Origin of the sequence: Clostridioides sp. ES-S-0010-02, from assembly GCA_020641055.1 — a bacterium.
In the GTDB taxonomy this organism is placed as follows: Bacteria; Bacillota; Clostridia; order Peptostreptococcales; family Peptostreptococcaceae; genus Clostridioides.
Genome location: CP067345.1, coordinates 330,474 through 351,139, shown reverse-complemented (window position 1 = coordinate 351,139; position 20,666 = coordinate 330,474). Strand labels below are relative to the sequence as shown.

Annotated in this window: 17 protein-coding genes and 1 riboswitch; all 17 genes read right to left on the bottom strand. The window is 28.8% G+C overall.

Features of this window, described 5'->3' with window-relative positions:
- Positions 1–22: 22 nt before the first annotated feature.
- Positions 23–3,409, bottom strand: a complete 3,387-nt coding sequence (gene mfd, locus JJC01_02075) for a transcription-repair coupling factor (protein ID UDN58681.1) — start codon at positions 3,407–3,409, stop codon at positions 23–25.
- A 16-nt stretch (positions 3,410–3,425) separates the two neighbouring features.
- Entirely contained in the window at positions 3,426–3,986 is a 561-nt protein-coding gene (locus JJC01_02070) for an aminoacyl-tRNA hydrolase (protein UDN58680.1), read from the bottom strand.
- Positions 3,987–3,999: 13 nt separating this feature from the next.
- Positions 4,000–4,650 (bottom strand): prepilin peptidase, encoded by a 651-nt coding sequence (locus JJC01_02065; GenBank protein UDN58679.1) that lies wholly within the window; start codon positions 4,648–4,650, stop codon positions 4,000–4,002.
- A 102-nt stretch (positions 4,651–4,752) separates the two neighbouring features.
- Entirely contained in the window at positions 4,753–5,535 is a 783-nt protein-coding gene (locus tag JJC01_02060; GenBank protein ID UDN58678.1) for a prepilin peptidase, read from the bottom strand.
- Entirely contained in the window at positions 5,516–6,598 is a 1,083-nt protein-coding gene (locus tag JJC01_02055; GenBank protein ID UDN58677.1) for a type IV pilus twitching motility protein PilT, read from the bottom strand. Before JJC01_02055 ends, JJC01_02060 begins: the two co-directional genes overlap by 20 nt.
- Before the next feature lie 105 nt (positions 6,599–6,703).
- Positions 6,704–8,242 carry a hypothetical protein gene (locus JJC01_02050; GenBank protein UDN58676.1) on the bottom strand — a complete coding sequence of 513 codons (1,539 nt, stop codon included), beginning with the start codon at positions 8,240–8,242 and terminating at the stop codon, positions 6,704–6,706.
- Between the two features lie 20 nt (positions 8,243–8,262).
- Complete coding sequence (locus JJC01_02045) at positions 8,263–8,790, bottom strand: prepilin-type N-terminal cleavage/methylation domain-containing protein (GenBank protein UDN58675.1); 528 nt, start codon at positions 8,788–8,790, stop codon at positions 8,263–8,265.
- A gap of 38 nt (positions 8,791–8,828) precedes the next feature.
- Entirely contained in the window at positions 8,829–9,395 is a 567-nt protein-coding gene (locus tag JJC01_02040; protein UDN58674.1) for a prepilin-type N-terminal cleavage/methylation domain-containing protein, read from the bottom strand.
- Between the two features lie 26 nt (positions 9,396–9,421).
- Positions 9,422–10,330 (bottom strand): type 4a pilus biogenesis protein PilO, encoded by a 909-nt coding sequence (gene pilO, locus JJC01_02035; GenBank protein UDN58673.1) that lies wholly within the window; start codon positions 10,328–10,330, stop codon positions 9,422–9,424.
- Positions 10,323–12,035, bottom strand: a complete 1,713-nt coding sequence (locus tag JJC01_02030) for a hypothetical protein (GenBank protein ID UDN58672.1) — start codon at positions 12,033–12,035, stop codon at positions 10,323–10,325. The genes pilO and JJC01_02030 overlap by 8 nt, the downstream gene beginning before the upstream one ends.
- 15 nt (positions 12,036–12,050) lie before the next feature.
- Positions 12,051–13,259, bottom strand: a complete 1,209-nt coding sequence (locus tag JJC01_02025; GenBank protein ID UDN58671.1) for a type II secretion system F family protein — start codon at positions 13,257–13,259, stop codon at positions 12,051–12,053.
- An 11-nt stretch (positions 13,260–13,270) separates the two neighbouring features.
- Positions 13,271–14,947: a type II/IV secretion system protein gene (locus JJC01_02020; GenBank protein ID UDN58670.1), complete on the bottom strand. Its 1,677-nt coding sequence runs from the start codon at positions 14,945–14,947 to the stop codon at positions 13,271–13,273.
- A gap of 154 nt (positions 14,948–15,101) precedes the next feature.
- Entirely contained in the window at positions 15,102–15,593 is a 492-nt protein-coding gene (locus JJC01_02015; protein ID UDN58669.1) for a prepilin-type N-terminal cleavage/methylation domain-containing protein, read from the bottom strand.
- 157 nt (positions 15,594–15,750) lie between these two features.
- A riboswitch (cyclic di-GMP riboswitch) is annotated at positions 15,751–15,836 on the bottom strand.
- Between the two features lie 844 nt (positions 15,837–16,680).
- Positions 16,681–17,631 carry a ribose-phosphate pyrophosphokinase gene (locus JJC01_02010; protein UDN58668.1) on the bottom strand — a complete coding sequence of 317 codons (951 nt, stop codon included), beginning with the start codon at positions 17,629–17,631 and terminating at the stop codon, positions 16,681–16,683.
- Between the two features lie 94 nt (positions 17,632–17,725).
- Positions 17,726–19,105, bottom strand: a complete 1,380-nt coding sequence (gene glmU, locus JJC01_02005) for a bifunctional UDP-N-acetylglucosamine diphosphorylase/glucosamine-1-phosphate N-acetyltransferase GlmU (protein UDN58667.1) — start codon at positions 19,103–19,105, stop codon at positions 17,726–17,728.
- Between the two features lie 210 nt (positions 19,106–19,315).
- The gene (spoVG, locus tag JJC01_02000) at positions 19,316–19,594 is read right to left on the bottom strand and encodes a septation regulator SpoVG (protein ID UDN58666.1); all 279 of its coding nucleotides are present in this window, start codon (positions 19,592–19,594) and stop codon (positions 19,316–19,318) included.
- Positions 19,595–19,749: 155 nt separating this feature from the next.
- Positions 19,750–20,628: a pur operon repressor gene (gene purR / locus JJC01_01995; GenBank protein ID UDN58665.1), complete on the bottom strand. Its 879-nt coding sequence runs from the start codon at positions 20,626–20,628 to the stop codon at positions 19,750–19,752.
- Positions 20,629–20,666: the final 38 nt, after the last annotated feature.

The window sequence follows — 20,666 nt, the reverse complement described above, 5'->3', positions numbered from 1 at the left end:
CATCCCTTCTTAAATTTACAAGTTATTTTACCTTGCACATTTTTTCTAACAGTTCTTCTAATTCTGTAACTATATTATAACCTATTTTTTGTTTAGTTCTATACTTTGTTATTGGAACTAATAATATTTCATCTTTCACTTGTCTAATTTTTTCTATTTTTAATATCTTACACAATGATTTTATATAAGCTATTGTAAGTAGTGTTTGTACTGGTTTAGGTATATCAGAGAATCTATCTTCAAGTTCTTCTTGTATATCCAACATATCTTCCCTATTTTCAATAGAAGCAATCTTCTTATACATTTCAATCTTAATCAATTCATCCTTAATATAATTGTCTGGAATATATGCATTTACACTTAAATCTATTTCAACATCAATTTCCTCAACAATAGGCTCACCTTTAACCTTTTTAATTGCATCATTAAGCATTTTGACATATAAATCATAACCTATGACTGCCATATGACCATGTTGTTGAGAACCTAAAATATTTCCAGCCCCTCTGATTTCAAGGTCTCTCATAGCTATTTTAAAGCCTGATCCAAATTCTGTAAATTCCCTAATAGCCTTTAATCTTTTTTCTGCTATTTCACTTAAAGTCTTATCTTTTTCATACATGAGATATGCATATCCTTGTCTGGAACTTCTTCCAACCCTACCTCTTAACTGATATAACTGAGCTAATCCCATTTTATCTGCATCGTATATAATCATGGTATTTGCATTGGATATATCCATACCTGTTTCTATTATTGTAGTACACACTAGCACATCATAGTCTTTATTTAAAAATCCTAAGATTATATTTTCTAGTGATTTAGAAGTCATTCTTCCATGTGCAACAGCTACTCTAGCATCTGGCACAAGCTTTTGAATCATACTTGCCATTTCTTCAATATGTTCAACTCGATTGTATACGAAGAATACCTGTCCACCTCTGCTTAATTCTCTTTCTATTTCATCTTGAATTACGCTTTCCTTACTCTCAGTAACATACGTTATTACAGGATGTCTTTCTTGCGGGGGTTCTTCTATAACACTCATATCTCTTATCCCACTTAAAGACATATGTAGAGTTCTTGGTATAGGAGTTGCTGAAAGTGTAAGAACATCTACTGTAGATTTAATTTTCTTTAAAGCTTCTTTGTGTTTTACACCAAATCTTTGTTCCTCATCAATAACTACAAGACCCAAGTTTGGTAAATTTATATCTTTAGATATTATTCTATGAGTACCAATTAAAATATCTACTAACCCTTTTTTAGCATCTTCAATAATCTGCTTTTGTTGCTTTGGAGTCTTGAATCTACTCAAAACTTCCACTCTCAAAGGATAATTTTCAAACCTTTCTTTAAATGTATTGTAATGCTGTTGAGCCAGTATCGTTGTTGGTACTAATACTGCAACCTGCTTTTGGTCCATACATGCCTTAAAAATACTTCTAATTGCTACTTCTGTTTTTCCATAGCCAACATCTCCACAAACAAGTCTATCCATTACTTTACTTGATTCCATATCATGTTTAGTTTCCTCTATTGCTTTTAATTGGTCTTCTGTTTCTTGATATGGAAACAAGGATTCAAACTCTGCCTGCCAAGGTGTATCTTTTGAAAACTTATACCCTTGTATCTTTTCACGTTTTGCATAGAGTTCAATTAAGTCTTTTGTCATATCTTCAATTTCTTTTTTGACTTTTGCCTTTGCCTTTGTCCACTCATTTGTTCCAAGCTTATTTAACTTAACTTTTTCTACCTCTGCACCAATATATTTTTGTACTTTATCCATCTGATCTATTGGTACATATAAATTATCTCCACCTTGGTAAACTATTTTCATGTAATCTTTTTTGATGGCGTTAACTGTAATCTGTTCAATTCCTGTGTATCTACCTACACCACTATTTTCATGTACTACATAATCTCCAACGCTTAAATCTAAAAATGACTCTATCTTCTTTCCTTTTTTGGCTTTTTTATTACTAGTCTTAGAGGCTCTCTTATAGACCCCTATCATTTCATTATCTGTTATAACAACAAATTTTATGGATTTATACTGAAAACCACTATTTATATGTGCAGGTACAATTACAATTTGAGAAGATTTAATTTCAATATCTCTATCTTTAGAAACAGTTGTTTCTAAGCCTTTATCCAATAAATCTTTTCCTAATTTATTTGCTCTTTCCAATGTATTTGTAGCCAAAATTATTTTATAGCCATTGTATTTCAGCCGATTTAATTCTTCTACAAGTAAGTCTACTTTTCCATTAAATGTAGGTACTTCTCTACTTTCAAAATTTATTATGGATTTTACAGAAAAGTTATTTATAGACTTTGGTAATAGTGAATTTAAGACTACAGACTTGTCTTTTACTAGGTACTCTAAATCTGTATAGTGGTATAATAGTTTTCCTTGACTTTTGATAGCTAAACCTCTTTCAAGGTTTAATTTGTAATTTTCTCTAAACTCATTTAAGTAATTTTCACACCTTTCCTTAAGTCTTGTTATATCATTGATAAATACTATTGCATCATCTGCTAGATAAGTAAATATACTTTTGTTTTCTTCTGGATAGATATAATCTATATAGTTTTCTACACCTTCAAAATAGGTCTTACTTGATATATATTCTATATTTTGAAAGGTTCCTTCATCAGTATTTTTAGTTGTTTCTTTTTTTAATCTAACTAATGCATCTGTAGTTTTTTCTGGATAAATAAATTCTCTTGAAGGGGTTATAGAGAATTGTTGTAATTTATCAATTGATTTTTGAGAAAATACGTCAAAAGTTCGTATGGAATCTATCTCATCATCAAATAATTCCATACGAATCGGATTTGTATACTCAAGCGAGAACACATCAATAATTCCACCTCTTATACTAAATTGACCAAACCCCTCTATTTTTGAAACTCTTTCATATCCTAAGGAAACTAACTTCTCAGTTAATTTTTCTAAATCTAAACTATCCCCCACTTTGTAATGAGACACACTATCAAGTAAAACTTGTTTTGGTATATATTTTCTTAAAACGGCTTCAATAGAAGTCACTAAAATTATTTTTTCTTTCTTTGCTAGTTTTAACAACACCTTTAATTTTTTTGCTTCTTCGTTTCTGTCCTTTGCATCTAAATGATAAAAGTAAATATCTTGAAACCCTAAATATTCGACCTTATCCCCAACATAAAAATTTAAATCTTCATATACTTTTTTTGCTTCTAAATCACTACTTGTGATAAAAATCATTTGTCGTGACAAATCATTAAACATAGAATATGATATATGAGGTTTTTGTACTGGTAAAAGTCCATTAACCAATAATGAGCCTTTTGTATTTTTTATGCAGTTTATTATATCTTTATACTCTTTTGAGTTCTGCAAAGGATATAAAAAAACATCATTCATTTAAATCTCCCTCTCACTATCCATTGTATTTGTTCATAGACATGTCTATATTTTCTCTTATTATTGAGTCAACAGCACACGCCGCTTTTTCTAGTGCTTCATTTATATTATCAGATTCTTCTTTTCTAAATCTAGAAAGTACAAAATCTGCTAAGTCTTGGCCAACTTCTGGCTTAGATACACCTACTCTTACTCTTGGGAAATCATTTGAACCTAAACACTTCGTTATAGATTTCATTCCATTATGAGTACCACCACTTCCTTTTTTTCTTATGCGTATCTTTCCAACATCTAAATCTATATCATCATACACTACTACTATATTATTTAAATCTACCTTATAATATTTATATATATCTATTAATGTTTCTCCACTTAAATTCATATAAGTTTGTGGTTTTACTAGTAATACTTTTTCAGTACCTACTCTACCTTCGCCAATTAAAGCTTTGTGTTTTATTTTAGTAACACTAATGTTGTATTCTTTTGCAAGAATATCTATGACATCAAATCCAACGTTATGTCTAGTCTTTTCGTATTTTTTTCCTGGATTTCCTAACCCTACTACTACGTACATTTTTTACCTCCTGTTATAGAAATTTATATAACAAACTATAATAAAAATCAAATATATTATACTCTGTAAATATTATTATAATTGTCGCTAGAGAAATAAATGGTGTAAAAGGAATTTGTTTTTTGATATTTATATTTTTAAAAATTTTAATTACATATAAAATAACAAAAAATAAAAATGCTAAAACAAATGATAAAATTATCACATAAAATCCATAGTTATTTCCCAATGCAAAGCAACATAAGCTATAGAGACCTACATCTCCATAGCCTAATCCTTTTGTAAATTTAGCAATAATATAAGGTATAATAAAACCTATTGCCAGTCCAAATATATGACTTATATAGTCAATTTGCACTATATTGCAAAAGATTAAAAAAATTACACCTTGAACTATTATACCACTAACTATTGTTATATCATATACATATATTGTGTAGTAGTCTATAATAGATATAATTATTAAAAATGGAATCAATACTATATATTGTACACATTCTGTACTAATCCCAAATTTTAGATATATTAATACAGATAAAACTACAGTTACTATGTAAATAAAAAGCATATTATACGAACTTTTCTTTAATCCATCACAAAAAATATATAAGGATTTATTTATCAAATATGCAAAAAATAAGGAAATTATTATTATATACTCCATAGTCTACAGTACTCTGTAGTAGGGTTAATAATAATATTGTCCTTATTGATTACTTTAATTCACTTTTATAAAAATTAAAATTACATTAAATTTAACTATCCTCTACATAAGTATAGAAAAGTAAAATTCAAGTAATTGTCTTCCAAATAAAATTGTTATTAATGCTCCAATTGATATAAATGGCCCATAAGGTATAACAGAATTGTATTTCTTTCCCTTTATCTTGCTCAAAACTATCACACAAATTCCATATACTGCCCCTACATAAACACTCAGTAAAGCTGTTAAAAGACCATTTTTAGCACCCATATATAAGCCTAACATTGCGAATAGTTTAATATCTCCTCCACCCATGCATTCTTTTTTTATTATGAATTCAATTAGAACTACTATAAGCCAAACGCTTCCTCCACATACAAAAGCACCTATAATAGAATCTTTAATTGAAACTTCTTTTAGTAGAAGATTAAAAATTATAGCAAATATAGCCCCAAAAACTAGTATCCTATCTGGTATTATAAAGTGGTCAATATCTATAAATGTTATTACAATTAATAAAGATACAAGAACCAAATAATAAATAGTCGATATGGATATTCCATAAACCATAAATACTGTTAAAAATAAAATTCCTGTAATTAACTCTACTATAGCATATCTACTAGAAATTTTCTCACCACAATATCTGCATTTTCTCCCACTCATTAAATAGCTAAAAACTGGTATTAAGTCCATAGTCTTTAATCTAGTATTGCAACTCATACAATGAGATGGGGGACTAGAGATAGATATACCTTCTGGAATCCTAAAAATACAAACATTAAAGAAACTTCCAAATACTAGCCCAACTACAAATACATATAAATTAACGACTATAATTTCCATTATAACTTACTCCACCTATCATTCTAGTCATAAATTCTTGGTCAGTACATCTACTAAGTGCCATATCTTTTGTAATCTTTCCATTTTTATAAAGTTCCATTAAATCTTGATCCATAGTTTTCATACCTGCTTTAACTCCAGTTTGTATCATATTTGGAATTTGATATGTTTTTCCTTCTCTTATTAGGTTTTTTATTGCTGGTGTTGCAAACATCAATTCAATTGCAGCTATCCTACCCTTCCCATCTGATGTAGGAAGTAATTGTTGTGATACTACCCCTTCACACACTGTAGACAATTGAGTTTTTATTTGTTGTTGTTGGGCTGGCTGGAACATGTCCACTATTCTGTCTATTGTCTTAGCAGCACCAACTGTATGTAGTGTTGAAAATACTAGATGTCCTGTTTCTGCGGCTGTTAACGCTATTGACACAGTCTCAGGGTCTCTCATTTCCCCTATTAGTATTACATCTGGGTCTTGACGTAAAATAGCTCTAAGAGCTGAGTGAAAACTTTCTGTATCAGTTCCTACTTCTCTTTGGTTTACTAAACTTTGTTTATGGTGATGGACATACTCTATTGGGTCTTCTAGTGTAATTATATGTTTTTGTTGCGTTTCATTTATTATATTTATCATACTTGCAAGTGTTGTACTTTTACCACTTCCTGTAGGTCCTGTAACTAAAACCAATCCTTTATGTCTTTCAGTAAAAGATTTTATGTTTTCTGGAAGTCCTAGTTTCTCAAAAGTTGGTATTTCTGCTGTTATAGTTCTTATTGCTATTGCATAATTTCCTTTTTGTCTATAGGAGTTTACCCTAAATCTTTCTCCAGTTTTTAGAGAAGCTGAAAAATCAGCTTCTCCATGTTCTTCTATTACTTTAAACATAGATTCCCCTGCTATGTCTTTTGCCATTTGCATCGTTATCTCTGGTGTCAAGATTTGTTCACTTAGCTTTACAAATCCACCTTTTACTCTAGCTACAGGATTTGTACCAACTGTTATGTGTATATCTGATGCCTTTAAACTTATTGCTTGCTCTAATAAATCATAAATATACATAATATTTATTCTCCATATCTTTTATTAATTTACTTACTTTTTTAGTAATAAACATACAAAGTCATTTTATTACTTATTAGTTTATACTAAGTTATAGTTTTGTGTTTAGTTTACTTTTTTGTACGAACTTATGTCATGACTAATTGAAATTTTATCTTTTATGTCATAATTATCTAATATATTTGAATCTACATTTATATTAAATTTAACTTTAGCTTCAACTTCATATTTTGAATTTGAATTTTCTTCAACACCTAATCCAAGAATATTTTTTTGTCCATCTTTAACTTCTACCTCTTTTATTCCATCTTTATCACCAGTTACTACTAAACTTAACTCTGCCCCTGAGCCATTTTCTTTTAATTCTGGCCAGCTTTCTTTTGTCATGTCGTAGTCAGCTTTATAAAAAGGTATTTTTATAGTAGCGTCTTCTGTTTTATCAACTTCTTGAGGTTTTAATTCCTTCAGTCTACATTTTATCTCCGCTAAAAGCTCATTTTGTATATAATCAAAAGTTGTTATCAAAGTCATATTATCATATTTAACAGGTATTTTCTCATAAGACATACTTTTTAACTGATTACATTGGTCTGATATCTCATATAGTAACTCTTTATATTCCAAAAAATCTTCTGCTGTATTTTTATTTCCACTATATATATTCTCACTTAATTTTTCAAATTTCCTTACATTATTTCTCAAGTGAACCCTCAAAGCATTAAATCCTTCAGTTTGATTTGGTAAGAGTTTTAACAAGTTTTCTAATGTATCCCAGTTACTATTCCAACCATATCTCTTCCCATTTATTATAGGATTTTGTATTAAGTCATAATATTGTTGAGAATCTGGAATTCCATCAGATATTTCTACTTTTGGTTCATCAATATGAAATGTATGTCTGTATTCAATCATATTTTGCATTGCCAAAGAAATACTATCTAAAGCTTTATAAGTGTATGAAAATGTCCCATTTAAATGTTCATTTTCAACTTTATTTCCTTCTAAAAACATTTTTAAAAGAATATCATTATTTACTAACTTTGCCTGAAGTAATGTAGTTGAATCTATATCTCCAACCAAAATACTTTCATTTATTTTACTGATATCTCCAGAAGTATAAGTCTTACAAATTCTTAATGTAGAATCTCTATGTGAAAGAATAGTTTCAGCTATATCTTCAATATCCCTATCCTCAAATATATTTAAACCCTGTAATTTTTTTAACTCTATACTAGCTTTTTCTAAATCTGGAGCAGCTTTATTTAAATAGAACTTTATATTATTCATATACCCAAGTCTCTCCACTGGAAGATTTTCCTCATCTTGATTATTAAGTTCCAAACTTGATATATTTCTTAATGCTGACCTTGATATTGATTTTTCTTGATTTTCACTTTTAAGTTCATTATCTATTTTTTCAAGCTCATCATACAATTTTTCATATGCTTTATCAACACTATTTTCCACACATGTATCTGCTAGATACTTGGCCTGTATACCCTCATTAGTAGTCTTTGTAGATTTTATTCCATTAGCTATCTGATTTGAAAATGTCAATCCAACAATAGAAAGCAATGCTACTACAACCAAAACTAAAACTAACGCCGCCCCTCTTTCGTTTTTTATCTTATTATACTTCCTCAAAATCTCACCCCCAAGTAAAATTATTTATCTTTAAATATTTCAGTTACAATTTTAACTTCTTTTTTACTTGAATAGTCATTCATGCTTTTCCCCGTTGCAGTTATTTTGTATATTTGACCACTTTTATCATCTACAATAACCTTTACTTTGTTTGTAATACTTTCCTTGTCAATTATATTTCCGTCTTTATCTTCTACTGTTGTAATCTCTTTATATGGAGTATCATATAAACTCACATCATCCTTGTTAAGTACTTTATCATATACGACTTTGTTTGATTTATCTATTAATTTTTCATATTCCACTGTTCCATCTTCTCGCTTATCCAGACTGTCAAAATCAAATGTTCCACTTTTTATTTTCTCTCTTAAGTTCTCTATTTCACTTTGAACATAATTTAAGGAACTTATATCTGCTTCATTTTTAGTGTTGGCCTTTTCATTAGTATTGATAATATTAAAAAATGCAAATAATATAATTCCCATAATCGCCATAGCTACTAATACTTCAATTAAAGAAAATCCTTTTTCATTACTCTTTTTACTCATATTTTATCAACCTACTTATTTTTTAAATAAATTCCCATTTACCCAATTCTTGACATAACATCAAATGTATAAGTCTTATTATTTAAATCACTGCTTTTCTGGCCTTCTTGAGCTGATTCATTATAATATACACTTACTGTATAAATAGATTTATCAGCTTGTTTTTCTATTTTAAATGGCATTTCCTTCATTTCTTTATTGTTTTGAACTAATGGTTGATTAGAAATTATTTCTTCTCTAAGTGCATCTTCAGTATTAGTGGTATTTTCTTGAATTCTTGTTACAGAGTATACTCCTGTATTGTTTTTTGTATCTATAGATACTTCATACTTTACTGTATTCTCTGGAGTTTCTATATTGTATTCATAACCACTACCTGAACTGTTCTTTGTTACATCCTTACAGTTTTCTAAGTCTCTATTTAAATATTTATTAATTAAATTAATATTTACTTGAGCATCTGTAATGATTTGTTGTTTTTTTACTGCTGATGTTATACCATTAAATACTTTATAAGAAATACTTAAAACTATAGTCAATATAAATACAGCTACTATTATTTCTAATAAAGTAAGACCTCTTTCATTGTTTTTGTACAAGCTCATCACCTATCTTTAAAACCTATTTGGTTTTATTTTGCACTAGATTTAAATGGATTATATTTTCCTGGTCTCCATGAAGATGGATTATCTGTATCAAGTACCATTGTAGTATTTTCTTTAGTATACATTATAAATTTAAATGTAGCCTCTACTACACCTTCTGCTTGTGGAGTTACTACTTCTTTTTTTGTTTCTTTTTCTGTTGCAGCTCTAAGTACACAAGTGTTACATAGATAACTTGTTGACCTATCTAAAAGTTTGTCATTCTTAAGAATTTCTCCTTCTTTTATCAATGGACAGTCATTATATAAATGCCATTTATCTTCGCCTTCTACCCAATATATTTTTGTATCTTTATTTATGTTCACATTTTTAATTAAGTCTTTATTACTTGTTGTCTCTTGTTCTTCTTTTTCTGGCTCTATATATGAAGTCATAGTATAGTCTAATATCTGAGTAACATTTTTTTGCTCTTCTAAATAAGCCATCAATTTTTTAACATTTCTATAATCCCCTCTAACACTTATTGTTGTTGATATTCCATAAAAATGTTCATATTCTCTAATATTTCCAACATCATAGCTAGTTAAGTCAATATTATATGTTTTCATTTTCTTGTCTAAACCAATTAGAAACAGACCATCTTGCATATCATATAATAGGTTTTTACTTTTTTCATTTAATTCAGTTTCAATATTTTTAAGTTGTTTTTCATATTTTGGCATAAGAGCTGTTTTCTCTTTGTATGTATTTAATTTTTGTGTAGCTTGTTTTACAGAATTTTTTGTAGAAACATATTTCTCGTATTGTGGATAAAGTCCAAAATATCCATAGGATAAAATAGCAAGTAAAATTACGACTTTTATAATGATTCCCTTTAGACTAACTTCCATTTTAAATATATCTTTTATATCTTTTTTAAATATGTCCTTATTCATTAGTTAATACACCTTCTTTCAGGTATAATGTCATATTAAATGTATAGTTGGAATTCTCTTCATTGCTTTTTATGCTATGCAGTTTAACATCTTCAAAATAATACAAGCCCTTTAATTTATATAAAAACTGACCTACATAAGAAGAATCTTTAGCATTTCCTTCTATGTTTATAACATTTGGTATCTTATCATATAATGGTGTTTTATCATCTTTATCTGTATCATCACTATCAGTTCCACTATCTCCAGTTAATGCTTCTGACACATTTGTAGTCTTATCTTCATTTAAATCACTGCTGGCTTTATCTCCATCACTACTACTTTTTGTATTTGATTTTGTTTCATTACTACTTGATTTATTTGTGGTAGTTTTATTGTTATTTGAGTTCTCAGTTTTATTAGTAGTTCCAAGATTTTGATAAGTCGTTGATAAACTCATTAGTTCAACTCTACTTGGAGTATTTTTATCTATATCATCCAATAGATTTTCCCATTTTACCTTTTTCCCAATTAACATATCATATACCTTTATTTCTTCTGTTTTACTTTGTATCATTTTTTCTATATTTCCAATTTGATAGTAAGCAGACTCAATATTTCTTATTTCATCATTTACATTTTCAAGTTCTTTATTAGCTAAACTGTTTGAAAAAATTAAACATAAATATGGAATAGAAATCACTAAAATAACCACAGGTGCCATTTTCATTACACTTTTTATTTGTTTAGCTTTCATTTGTTTTCTAAGTATATCTATTGGTAGAAAATTTATATTTTCAAAATCTTTTTTGTCTTTAGGCTCTATCATACAACCTAAAAGTTCTACAATTGAATTTATATCATCTTCATCTATATCACCAGATACCATATCAGCTATATCCATTATCTCTGTAAGACCTTGAGAAACATAGTTTGAAAATGCAGAACTAAAAGCCTCATAAATTAATTTATTAGAGTACCTTTTCCCCAATATCAATATAGTGTCTGTTACCTTACCAAAGTTTCTTGACGAATAGTAATTCATAAGTCCTTTTGACTCTTCGACCACATTTAATAATTGCATTTCCATATCTTTAGCAGTTATTCTTATTGGTATATTATCACTAATAAATAAAGTATCTTTTTTATATATGTTTATAATTGTGCTATTATCGCTTATATTTGTCACCATTATATCATTGTAATCTAAATTCTTGAGAATTCTTAAATAAGCTGTTGATAATGTATCTATTCTATCCAATACCAAATCAAATTCATGTATTATATCTACAATTGCATTTACTTCTTCTTTCTTTATAGCCCCAATAATCAGATTTAAACTAGCCTCTTCACCTTCTGACCTATCAGATATCTCACTAGATACTTCATATGAAAATACATACTCATCTGATTCCAGAGCCATCATTTCATCCATTTCTAGCTTCATAAATCCATCTAAATCTTTTTTATCCATCTTAGGCAACTTTTGAGGTTTTAGAATTACATCTCTCGTATTCAAACAAAACACTATATGTTTTGATTTTAACTTTACATTTTCTAATGCATATCTCAATAGAGCATACTTTTCTTTAGAAAAATCTTGAGCAATATCCTCTATTGAAAATACATTAAAGTTTTTTATATAAAATTTATCTTTATCATGTTTGTATCTGCCTTCAACTATGGATATAGAATCACCATAATATGATACATAAACCTTATTCATTTGTTGTTTTCCCTCCTACATAGCATCATATATACTAAGCATTGGCATGAATATTGATACAACCAGTACCGCAACTATAATACCAACTGCAATTATTAAAACAGGTTCTATCATTGATGCCATTCTATTTAGATAAATTTCGGATTCATATTCATAGAATTCAGCCATCTGTCTACTTATGTTCTCTAATTCCCCTGTCTGTTCCCCTATAGCTATCATCTGCACTAAAACTGAATCAAAATACGTATATCTTTCTAAGTTTTCTGCTAGACTTTCACCTCTTGTTATTCCATCTTTTGCTGATGTTAAAATCTTTTCTGCCATAGTATTATTTACACTATCTATAATATAATCGAGCCCTTGAACTAATGGATACCCAGTTGATACAAATAGATACAATGCTCTTGAAAATCGTGTAGCCACCATACAGTTTATACCTTTTCCCAATACAGGAATTTTATTTATAACTCTATCCTTTTGAGCTCTACCCACTGGTGTTTTTAGATACTTCTTAAATTGGTAAATAGACAGTATAATAACTAAAAGTACTATTGGCCAAAATGTCTTCATAAATGTACCAAATCCCATAACAATCCTTGTTACAAGTGGAAGAGTGGCACCTACTGTTGTGATTGAATTAATCATCTTAGGTACCATAAATGCTGTAAATATAAAAATCATTATAAATGAAGAAATCAAAACTATTAATGGGTATGTAGCTGCATTTCTAAGCTTTTGCTTAACTCTATGCTCACTGGAATAAAATGAAGCCATACTTTTTAATACTTCATCTAGTTTACCTGTAGCCTCACCTGTAGCCACCATAGCACCAAGTAACTTTGGAAACTTAGACTTTGGTGCAAGCATTGAGTCAGCAATAGTAGAACCTATTTTTATCTCTGCTACTATACGATTTATTTCTTCTCTTAATGTAACATTAGTTGACCTTCCTGCTAATGTTTCTAATCCAGAAATACTATTTATACCAGAAGATACTATAATAGCAAACTGTCTGCAAAAATGGCTTATTTGGTCAGCCCCTAAGTCTTTTTTTCTCTTTCTAGAAGATATATTTATATTTTTACTTTTACTTTCTTTGATTTCAAGAACTCTAAGATTTCTTTTTCTAAGAAGACTTTTAGCTTCATTAAAATCATTAGCTTCAATTACATCAGTTTGCTTTTTCCCATCCTCTTTTATTATTGTATACTTAAAACTTTTCATAATATCATCCTTTAATCAGTCATCAAAATTATTCTAATCATTTCTTCTACTGTTGTCTTTCCACCTAAAACCTTTTTAACTATATCCTCTTTTAGACTAACCATACCTTGTTTTTTAGCTAACTTTAAAATTTCTCTTTGATTTGCAGATGAATCTATTAGCTCTTTTATTTCTGGTGTAATTTCAAGCATTTCAAATATACCTAGACGTCCCTTATATCCAGTATTATTACATCTTTCACATCCCTGTCCTTTATAGATAGTCACTGATTCGTTTACATCAATTCCAAGAGCCTTTTTTTCTCCAGTGTCTGCCTCATATGAAATTCTGCAATGTTCACATATTTTTCGTGTCAGCCTTTGAGATATTACCCCTAAAAGAGATGAAGTTATCAAAAAACTTTCCACATCCATATCTAAAAGACGTGAAATCGCTCCGACTGCTGTATTTGCATGTAATGTACTTAAAACTAAATGTCCTGTAAGAGAAGCTCTAATTGCTATTTCAGCAGTTTCTGTATCTCTTATCTCTCCAACCATTATTATATCTGGGTCTTGACGCATAAAGGCTCTAAGCCCACTGGCAAAAGTAAGTCCTGCCTTCTCATTTATTTGAGATTGATTTACACCAGGTAGTTCATACTCTATAGGGTCTTCTATCGTTAATAAATTTCTATTTTCCGTATTCAATTGATTTAGCATTGAATATAATGTAGTAGTTTTTCCACTTCCAGTAGGTCCAACTACCAATATAAGCCCATAAGGGGTATTTATTAACTCATCATATATCTTAGAGCCATGTTCATCTATTCCTAGTACTTCTTTACTTACCATAAAATTACTCTTATCAAGTACTCTCATTGCTATTTTTTCATCCCTATTAGTAGGCATTGTAGAAACCCTAAAATCTATAGGTTTATTATCTACTTTTAAATATATTCTACCATCTTGTGGAATCCGCTTTTCAGATATATTTATATCTGACATTATTTTTATACGACTTATTACCGCTTTGTATGGAGCAGAGTTCATTCTCATATATTCTCTTAACATTCCATCTATTCTAAATCTAACACGCATGTAATTTTCGCTTTGTTCTATATGTATATCACTGGCCTCCATTCTAACAGCATTTTCTAGTATATTATTTACTAGTCTTACTATTGGAGCAGCATTTACATCCTCTTCAAGGATTACTGTTTCTCTAATTCCACCAGTCTTGTTTTTGTTGTATTCAGTCATTGCTTTATTTATTTCTGAATGTGCATAAGCATGACCTATTGCTTTGTTTATATCTTCTGCACTTGATATAAATATTTCGACATCTTTACCTGACATACGTCTTACATCTTGAACTGCTTCTCTGTCTTGTGGGTCTGACATGGCTAGACATATTTTATTTCCATCGATTTTGAATGGAAATACAGCATATCTTTTGCATATATTTTCTGGAACCATCTTTGTAGCTAATGTGTCTATTTCTGTTCCTTCTAAAAATACACTTTCTATATCTAAAAGTTCTTTTAATACACTTATTAATAAGTTACTATCTATAAGACCTTCTTGTACTAGAAATTCTCCTAGTCTTTTTCCACTGTTTTTTTGCTCTGATAATGCCCATTTAAGCTGGTCTTCTGTTATGTATCCTTTTTCGACCAGTTTGTCTCCTATTCTAACTTTTTTAGCCACAGATTTCACTCCTTTACTATCTCAATTATATCATCATTTGTGATTGGACATTAAAGAAAATAGTATAAAAGACAGGAAGATTTTCTTCCTGCCTTTTTCATTAAATTTATAATTAAACTTAAATATAATCAAATAATAAATATATTATTTACTATTAATTACCACTACTACCATTATCCTCTAAATTATCTATAAGAATGATGTATATATCACCTTTATCTAAAGCACTAGTTAACTTACTAGAAAGATTTTCATCTGTATAAACCTTATCTTCCCCTATATCAGATACTAGTTTGTTCGCTTGTTCTTTTGTTATTGTTGCGCCATCTATCAATAATGCTAATTTTTTATTATTACTAACTTTAACTAAATCATAAGTTCCACCAATATCAGAATTTTCTATATCAGATTCCAAGTATGATTTTAAGTGCGTTTTTATATCTGTAGGTAATGTGTTAGTATCTGCATAATAAGACAATGCTGCACTTTTAACTGAACTATAATCAGACTCAACACTTGCTACCTTAGCTTTGTTTATATTACTAAATAAAGCTGGAACTGCCACTACTGCTAATATACCTATAATTGCAATTACTACCAATAATTCCACTAAAGTGAAACCTTTTTTATTTTTTCTTAACTTCATTTTTATACCCCCTCAATTTTTTTAATTAATACTTAATTATAATATATCTGGTTAAAAATCTAAGTAAAATTATTTACACGTACTAACCAGATTTATTTCTAGCATATAACCATTTTTTTGAACAAAAAAAACTATGAAAATAAAAGTATCATAAATACAATTTCATAGCCGGTTGCACCACTAACTCAATATGTTCCAAGGTGCCCACATCACAGAACATACATCAACGTTTCTATTTTATTAAATTTAGAATGATATATAACTCATAATAGAGATACATATCCACTTATATTATATAATAGTTACCACATTTTAGCAATACAGTTTATATTATTTATATATACCAAACTTTAACATATTCAAACATAATTTCCGAAAGTGATTATACTATACAAAAAAAGAAACATCTCCCTACAATTACCATATATCGTAAGGAGATATTTATAAATTATCATTTAGTTTTATCATTGTCATTTCCATCCTTTGCTAATATTTATTTGAAAGCTAAAAGCTATTACAATATAGTATTTTATTAAAAACATCTATATATAAACATTCTATATTCTTGCAGTTATGATTCAGCCACAATCACTATATAAATGAAACTCTTCATCTATATATATGCTTATCGTACAAAATTACTTTCTTTACAGTAACTTTATATAATCCAGAACCCTCTCACAAACACTAAAGATATAGAATAGATACTATTTTCAATTCTTATAAATAAACTTTCAATAGATTTTTATATTTACTTTAGATTGTGACTGAATCAATTAATTATTAGGGGTTCATCTTCAATCATTCCCATTGGAAACACCTCTTTCTTTAATTTATATTTACATAATACTACATAATTCAAATTTTTTCAATACTTTTTTGCAAATATTTTTTATATTCGTAATATTCATAATTTTATATCTTTTATTGCATTTAGTTTTTAATTACTTATCCACATGTTTTACAAGAAACATTTACTTTTATATACACACATACAACTCCAATAAATTATAATAATACATAAATTAGATATTAAAAAAGAGTTGCTTAAAAACTTACTTTAAGCAACTCTTATAAATCTAATTAATTAAAATAATTTACTTACTGATTCATTAGAGAATATCATTCTTATAGCATCTCCAAATAAAGGAGCTACTGTTTTTATTTTTATCTTATCTATTCTTTTTTCTTCAGGAAGTTGTATAGTATCAAGAACTATTAACTCACTTATTTCTGAATTAGAAATTCTTTCAATAGCTGGTCCTGATAATACACCATGAGTACAACAAGCATAAACATCTTTTGCTCCAAACTCTTTAAGTGCATTTGCCGCATTAACGATTGTTCCAGCTGTATCTATCATATCATCTAATAGTATAACATTTTTACCTTTAACATCACCTATTAAGTTCATAACTTCACATACATTAGCTTTTGGTCTTCTCTTATCTATTATCGCTATTGGAACTTCTCCATTTAAAGTATTAGCAAACTTTCTTGATCTAGTAACACTTCCTAAATCTGGAGATACTACTACTAAATCTTCTATTTTCTTTTCATTGAAGTAATCTGCTAATATTGTTCCACCTAATAAGTGGTCTAGTGGTATATCAAAGTATCCTTGTATTTGAGCTGCATGTAAATCCATTGTTAATACTCTGTCTGCCCCAGCAGCAGTTATTAAGTTTGCAACTAATTTAGCAGTGATTGGATCTCTTGCCTTAGCTTTTCTATCTTGTCTTGCATATCCATAGTAAGGAATAACTGCTGTTATTCTTCCTGCTGATGCTCTCTTTAATGCATCAATTAAGATTAATAACTCCATTAAGTTATCATTTACTGGACTATTAGTAGATTGTACTACAAACACATCACAACCTCTTACTGTCTCATTCATGTTTACACATATTTCACCATCACTAAATGTACCTACTTCACAGTCTAGCACTGATACACCTATATAGTCAGCTATTTTTTGTGCTAACTCTTTCGATGAATTACCTGCAATAATTTTAATCTCGCTTCCGCTAGTATTCATTTATGTAACCCTCCTGAAAATTTTAAAATCCTAATGAATATAATTTATAATAATTTCGAGCTAATTTTATTAGCCAAAATAATAAACTAAATAACTACTTACCTTGATTATCTTTTTGATTCTTCTTTTCTACCCATCCTTCTTTAACAACTTGTCTTTGTCTTGCTATTGCTAAAGCTCCATCTGGGACATCATGTGTTATTGTTGAACCTGTTGCTATATATCCTTTTTCTTCTACAACTACTGGTGCAACTAAATTAGAATTTGAACCTATAAACGCATCATCTTTAACTATTGACTTAAATTTATTTTTACCATCATAGTTTACAAATACTACTCCACATCCAATATTTACATTTTTTCCAACATGCGCATCTCCTATATAAGAAAGATGAGATGCTTTTGAACCATCTTCTATAACAGCATTTTTTACCTCTACAAAATCACCTATTTTTACATTGTTTCCTAAGTTAGTTTTCGGTCTTAAATATGCATATGGTCCAACAGTAGTATTATCTCCAACTTTACTATCAAGTATCGTTGAATTTTTTATTTCTGTACCATTTCCTATTTCTGAGTTTGTTATAGATGAGTTCATTCCAATTATACAATCTGAACCTATCTTTGTTTTTCCTTGTAACATAACCCCTGGATATATTATAGTATCATTACCTATCTCAACATCAGATTCTATGTAGGTAGAGTTAGTGTTTATTATAGTCACTCCATTTACCATATGAGATTCATTTATTCTTCTTCTCATAATTTCTTCTGCCTTTGATAATTCCACTCTTGAGTTAACACCCATAAGTTCTTCAATAGTTGAACCTGCAAATGCACCAACTTTTAAGCCCTTGTCTCTCATTATTTTAGCAGTATCAGTTAAATAATATTCACCTTGTGCATTGTTATTATTTAACAAATCTAATGCTTCTCTAAGACTCTTTCCATTAAAACAGTATATCCCAGAATTTATCTCACTTATCATTTTTTCTTCTGAATTTGCATCTTTTTGTTCCACTATTTTAAGAAGGTCACCCTTCTTATCTCTTATTATTCTACCATAACCTGTTGGATTTCCAACTTTTGTTGTAAGAACTGTGGCATGATATTTATTTTCTATATGGAAATCAAATAATTTCTTTAATGTTTCTTCCTTTATAAGTGGAGTATCTCCACAAAGTACAACTATTATATCGTCATCATTTATATATTCTTTAGCCATTTTTACAGCATGTCCTGTTCCAAGCTGTTCTGTTTGCATAGCTATCATAGTTTCTTCTGCAAGTTTTTCTTTTACTACATCCGCTTCATGCCCCAAAATTACAACAGTATCCTTTACACCTGATTTTTTTGAAACATCTATAATATGGTTGACCATTTCTTTTCCGCATACTTTATGTATAACTTTTGGGTATTTAGACTTCATTCTTGTTCCTTTGCCAGCGGCAAGGATTATAGCTTTAAAGTTCATTGATACACTCCATTCAATCTAATTTAATTTTATTCGTATTATTATCTCAATCAATATACATTATAATACATTTATTTAACAATTTGTATACAACATATACATTATCACTAATAATATAGCACTTTTTTACTAAAAAGTACATATTTTAATGCAAATTCTACATTTAAAAAGAGCCTAAATGTTCGGGCTCTCTCCATTTTATATTTATTGTTATTCAGCAGCTACTTCCCATTGAACTAATGCTTCATGATACGCTTGTAAAACTGCATCTTCTAAAACTTGTCTCATTTCTGCATTTATTGGATGAGCTATGTCTCTGAAATTTCCTTCGCCTACTTTTCTGCTAGGCATTGCTATAAATAACCCATTGTGGCCTTCTATAACTTTTATATCATGCACTACAAACAAATTATCAAAAGTTATTGAAACTATACATTTCATCTTGCCTTCTTCTGTTAATTTTCTTACTCTTACGTCAGTTATCTTCATACCAATATATCCCCCTTTGATTTTGACAGAAATTAATTTATATTAAAATTATTATTGTTGGAATAAATTAATATAAACTGTTTTTTAAGTAATTCTATGGACAACTAGGGATATCCTCTTTTTATTTTTACATATTTTTCTAAATATTTTTTTTATTAATCTTCATCTATTTCAAATTCAAATTCTGAATCATTTTCTTCATCTAATTCTTCATTTCTATATTCATCTTTAAAAGTTTTTAAATTTGGTTCAACTACTATTTTATCTCCAGTAACATCTAACTGAATTAGTGATATATAATCTTTTACCATTTTTTCTGAAGGATTTGTTGTAGATATAAATACTCCAGTACCTATAACCTCTGCTCCAAATTCATTCATAAGGTCTACCATTCCTTTTATAGTACCTCCACCCCTCATGAAATCATCTATAATTATAACTTTACTATCTGGTTTAAGAGCCCTTCTTGGTAAACTCATACTCTCAACCTTCGAATTATTTCCACTTACATATGTCATACTAAGGGTAGGACCTTCTGATACTTTTATGTCTTTCCTTATTATAACTAAAGGCAAATTCATAGCCTTTGCAGTCATAAGTGCCATAGGTATACCTTTTGTTTCCATTGTTACAACATAATCTGCATCTACATATTCAATGTTTGAAGCAAATATTTTTCCTATCTTAGCAGCTATTGTAGGGTCATAAATTAAATCAATTAAGTATAAAAAACCACCAGATAGTATTCTAGATGTGTCACATATTTTCTCACATAATTCCATTAAAAACTCTGCATTTTCTGCTATAGAAGTTTTAGGTATATATTTTACTCCTCCTGCTGCACCTGAGATAGTTATAACTTTCCCTAAATGTAGTTTTTCAAATACATTTTTTACAACTAATAAATCTTCACTTATTGTGGATTTTGCTGCATTAAATTGATTTGTAAAATAACTTAATGTATATATTTTATTTGGATTATCAGATAGTATTTTAACTATTGCTCCAATTCTCTCTGTTCTTTTAAATTTCATTACTATTTCCTCCTACAAATACCTTTATATAACGTTAA

Excerpts from the sequence above, each read along its gene's own strand:
- JJC01_02060 (UDN58678.1), bottom strand. The coding sequence starts at position 5,535 with ATGGAAATTATAGTCGTTAATTTATATGTATTTGTAGTTGGGCTAGTA.
- JJC01_02040 (UDN58674.1), bottom strand. The coding sequence starts at position 9,395 with ATGAGCTTGTACAAAAACAATGAAAGAGGTCTTACTTTATTAGAAATA.
- pilO (UDN58673.1), bottom strand. The coding sequence starts at position 10,330 with ATGAATAAGGACATATTTAAAAAAGATATAAAAGATATATTTAAAATG.
- JJC01_02055 (UDN58677.1), bottom strand. The coding sequence starts at position 6,598 with ATGTATATTTATGATTTATTAGAGCAAGCAATAAGTTTAAAGGCATCA.
- purR (UDN58665.1), bottom strand. The coding sequence starts at position 20,628 with ATGAAATTTAAAAGAACAGAGAGAATTGGAGCAATAGTTAAAATACTA.
- mfd (UDN58681.1), bottom strand. The coding sequence starts at position 3,409 with ATGAATGATGTTTTTTTATATCCTTTGCAGAACTCAAAAGAGTATAAA.
- JJC01_02065 (UDN58679.1), bottom strand. The coding sequence starts at position 4,650 with ATGGAGTATATAATAATAATTTCCTTATTTTTTGCATATTTGATAAAT.
- JJC01_02070 (UDN58680.1), bottom strand. The coding sequence starts at position 3,986 with ATGTACGTAGTAGTAGGGTTAGGAAATCCAGGAAAAAAATACGAAAAG.
- glmU (UDN58667.1), bottom strand. The coding sequence starts at position 19,105 with ATGAACTTTAAAGCTATAATCCTTGCCGCTGGCAAAGGAACAAGAATG.
- JJC01_02030 (UDN58672.1), bottom strand. The coding sequence starts at position 12,035 with ATGAATAAGGTTTATGTATCATATTATGGTGATTCTATATCCATAGTT.
- spoVG (UDN58666.1), bottom strand. The coding sequence starts at position 19,594 with ATGAAGATAACTGACGTAAGAGTAAGAAAATTAACAGAAGAAGGCAAG.
- JJC01_02015 (UDN58669.1), bottom strand. The coding sequence starts at position 15,593 with ATGAAGTTAAGAAAAAATAAAAAAGGTTTCACTTTAGTGGAATTATTG.
- JJC01_02045 (UDN58675.1), bottom strand. The coding sequence starts at position 8,790 with ATGAGTAAAAAGAGTAATGAAAAAGGATTTTCTTTAATTGAAGTATTA.
- JJC01_02010 (UDN58668.1), bottom strand. The coding sequence starts at position 17,631 with ATGAATACTAGCGGAAGCGAGATTAAAATTATTGCAGGTAATTCATCG.
- JJC01_02025 (UDN58671.1), bottom strand. The coding sequence starts at position 13,259 with ATGAAAAGTTTTAAGTATACAATAATAAAAGAGGATGGGAAAAAGCAA.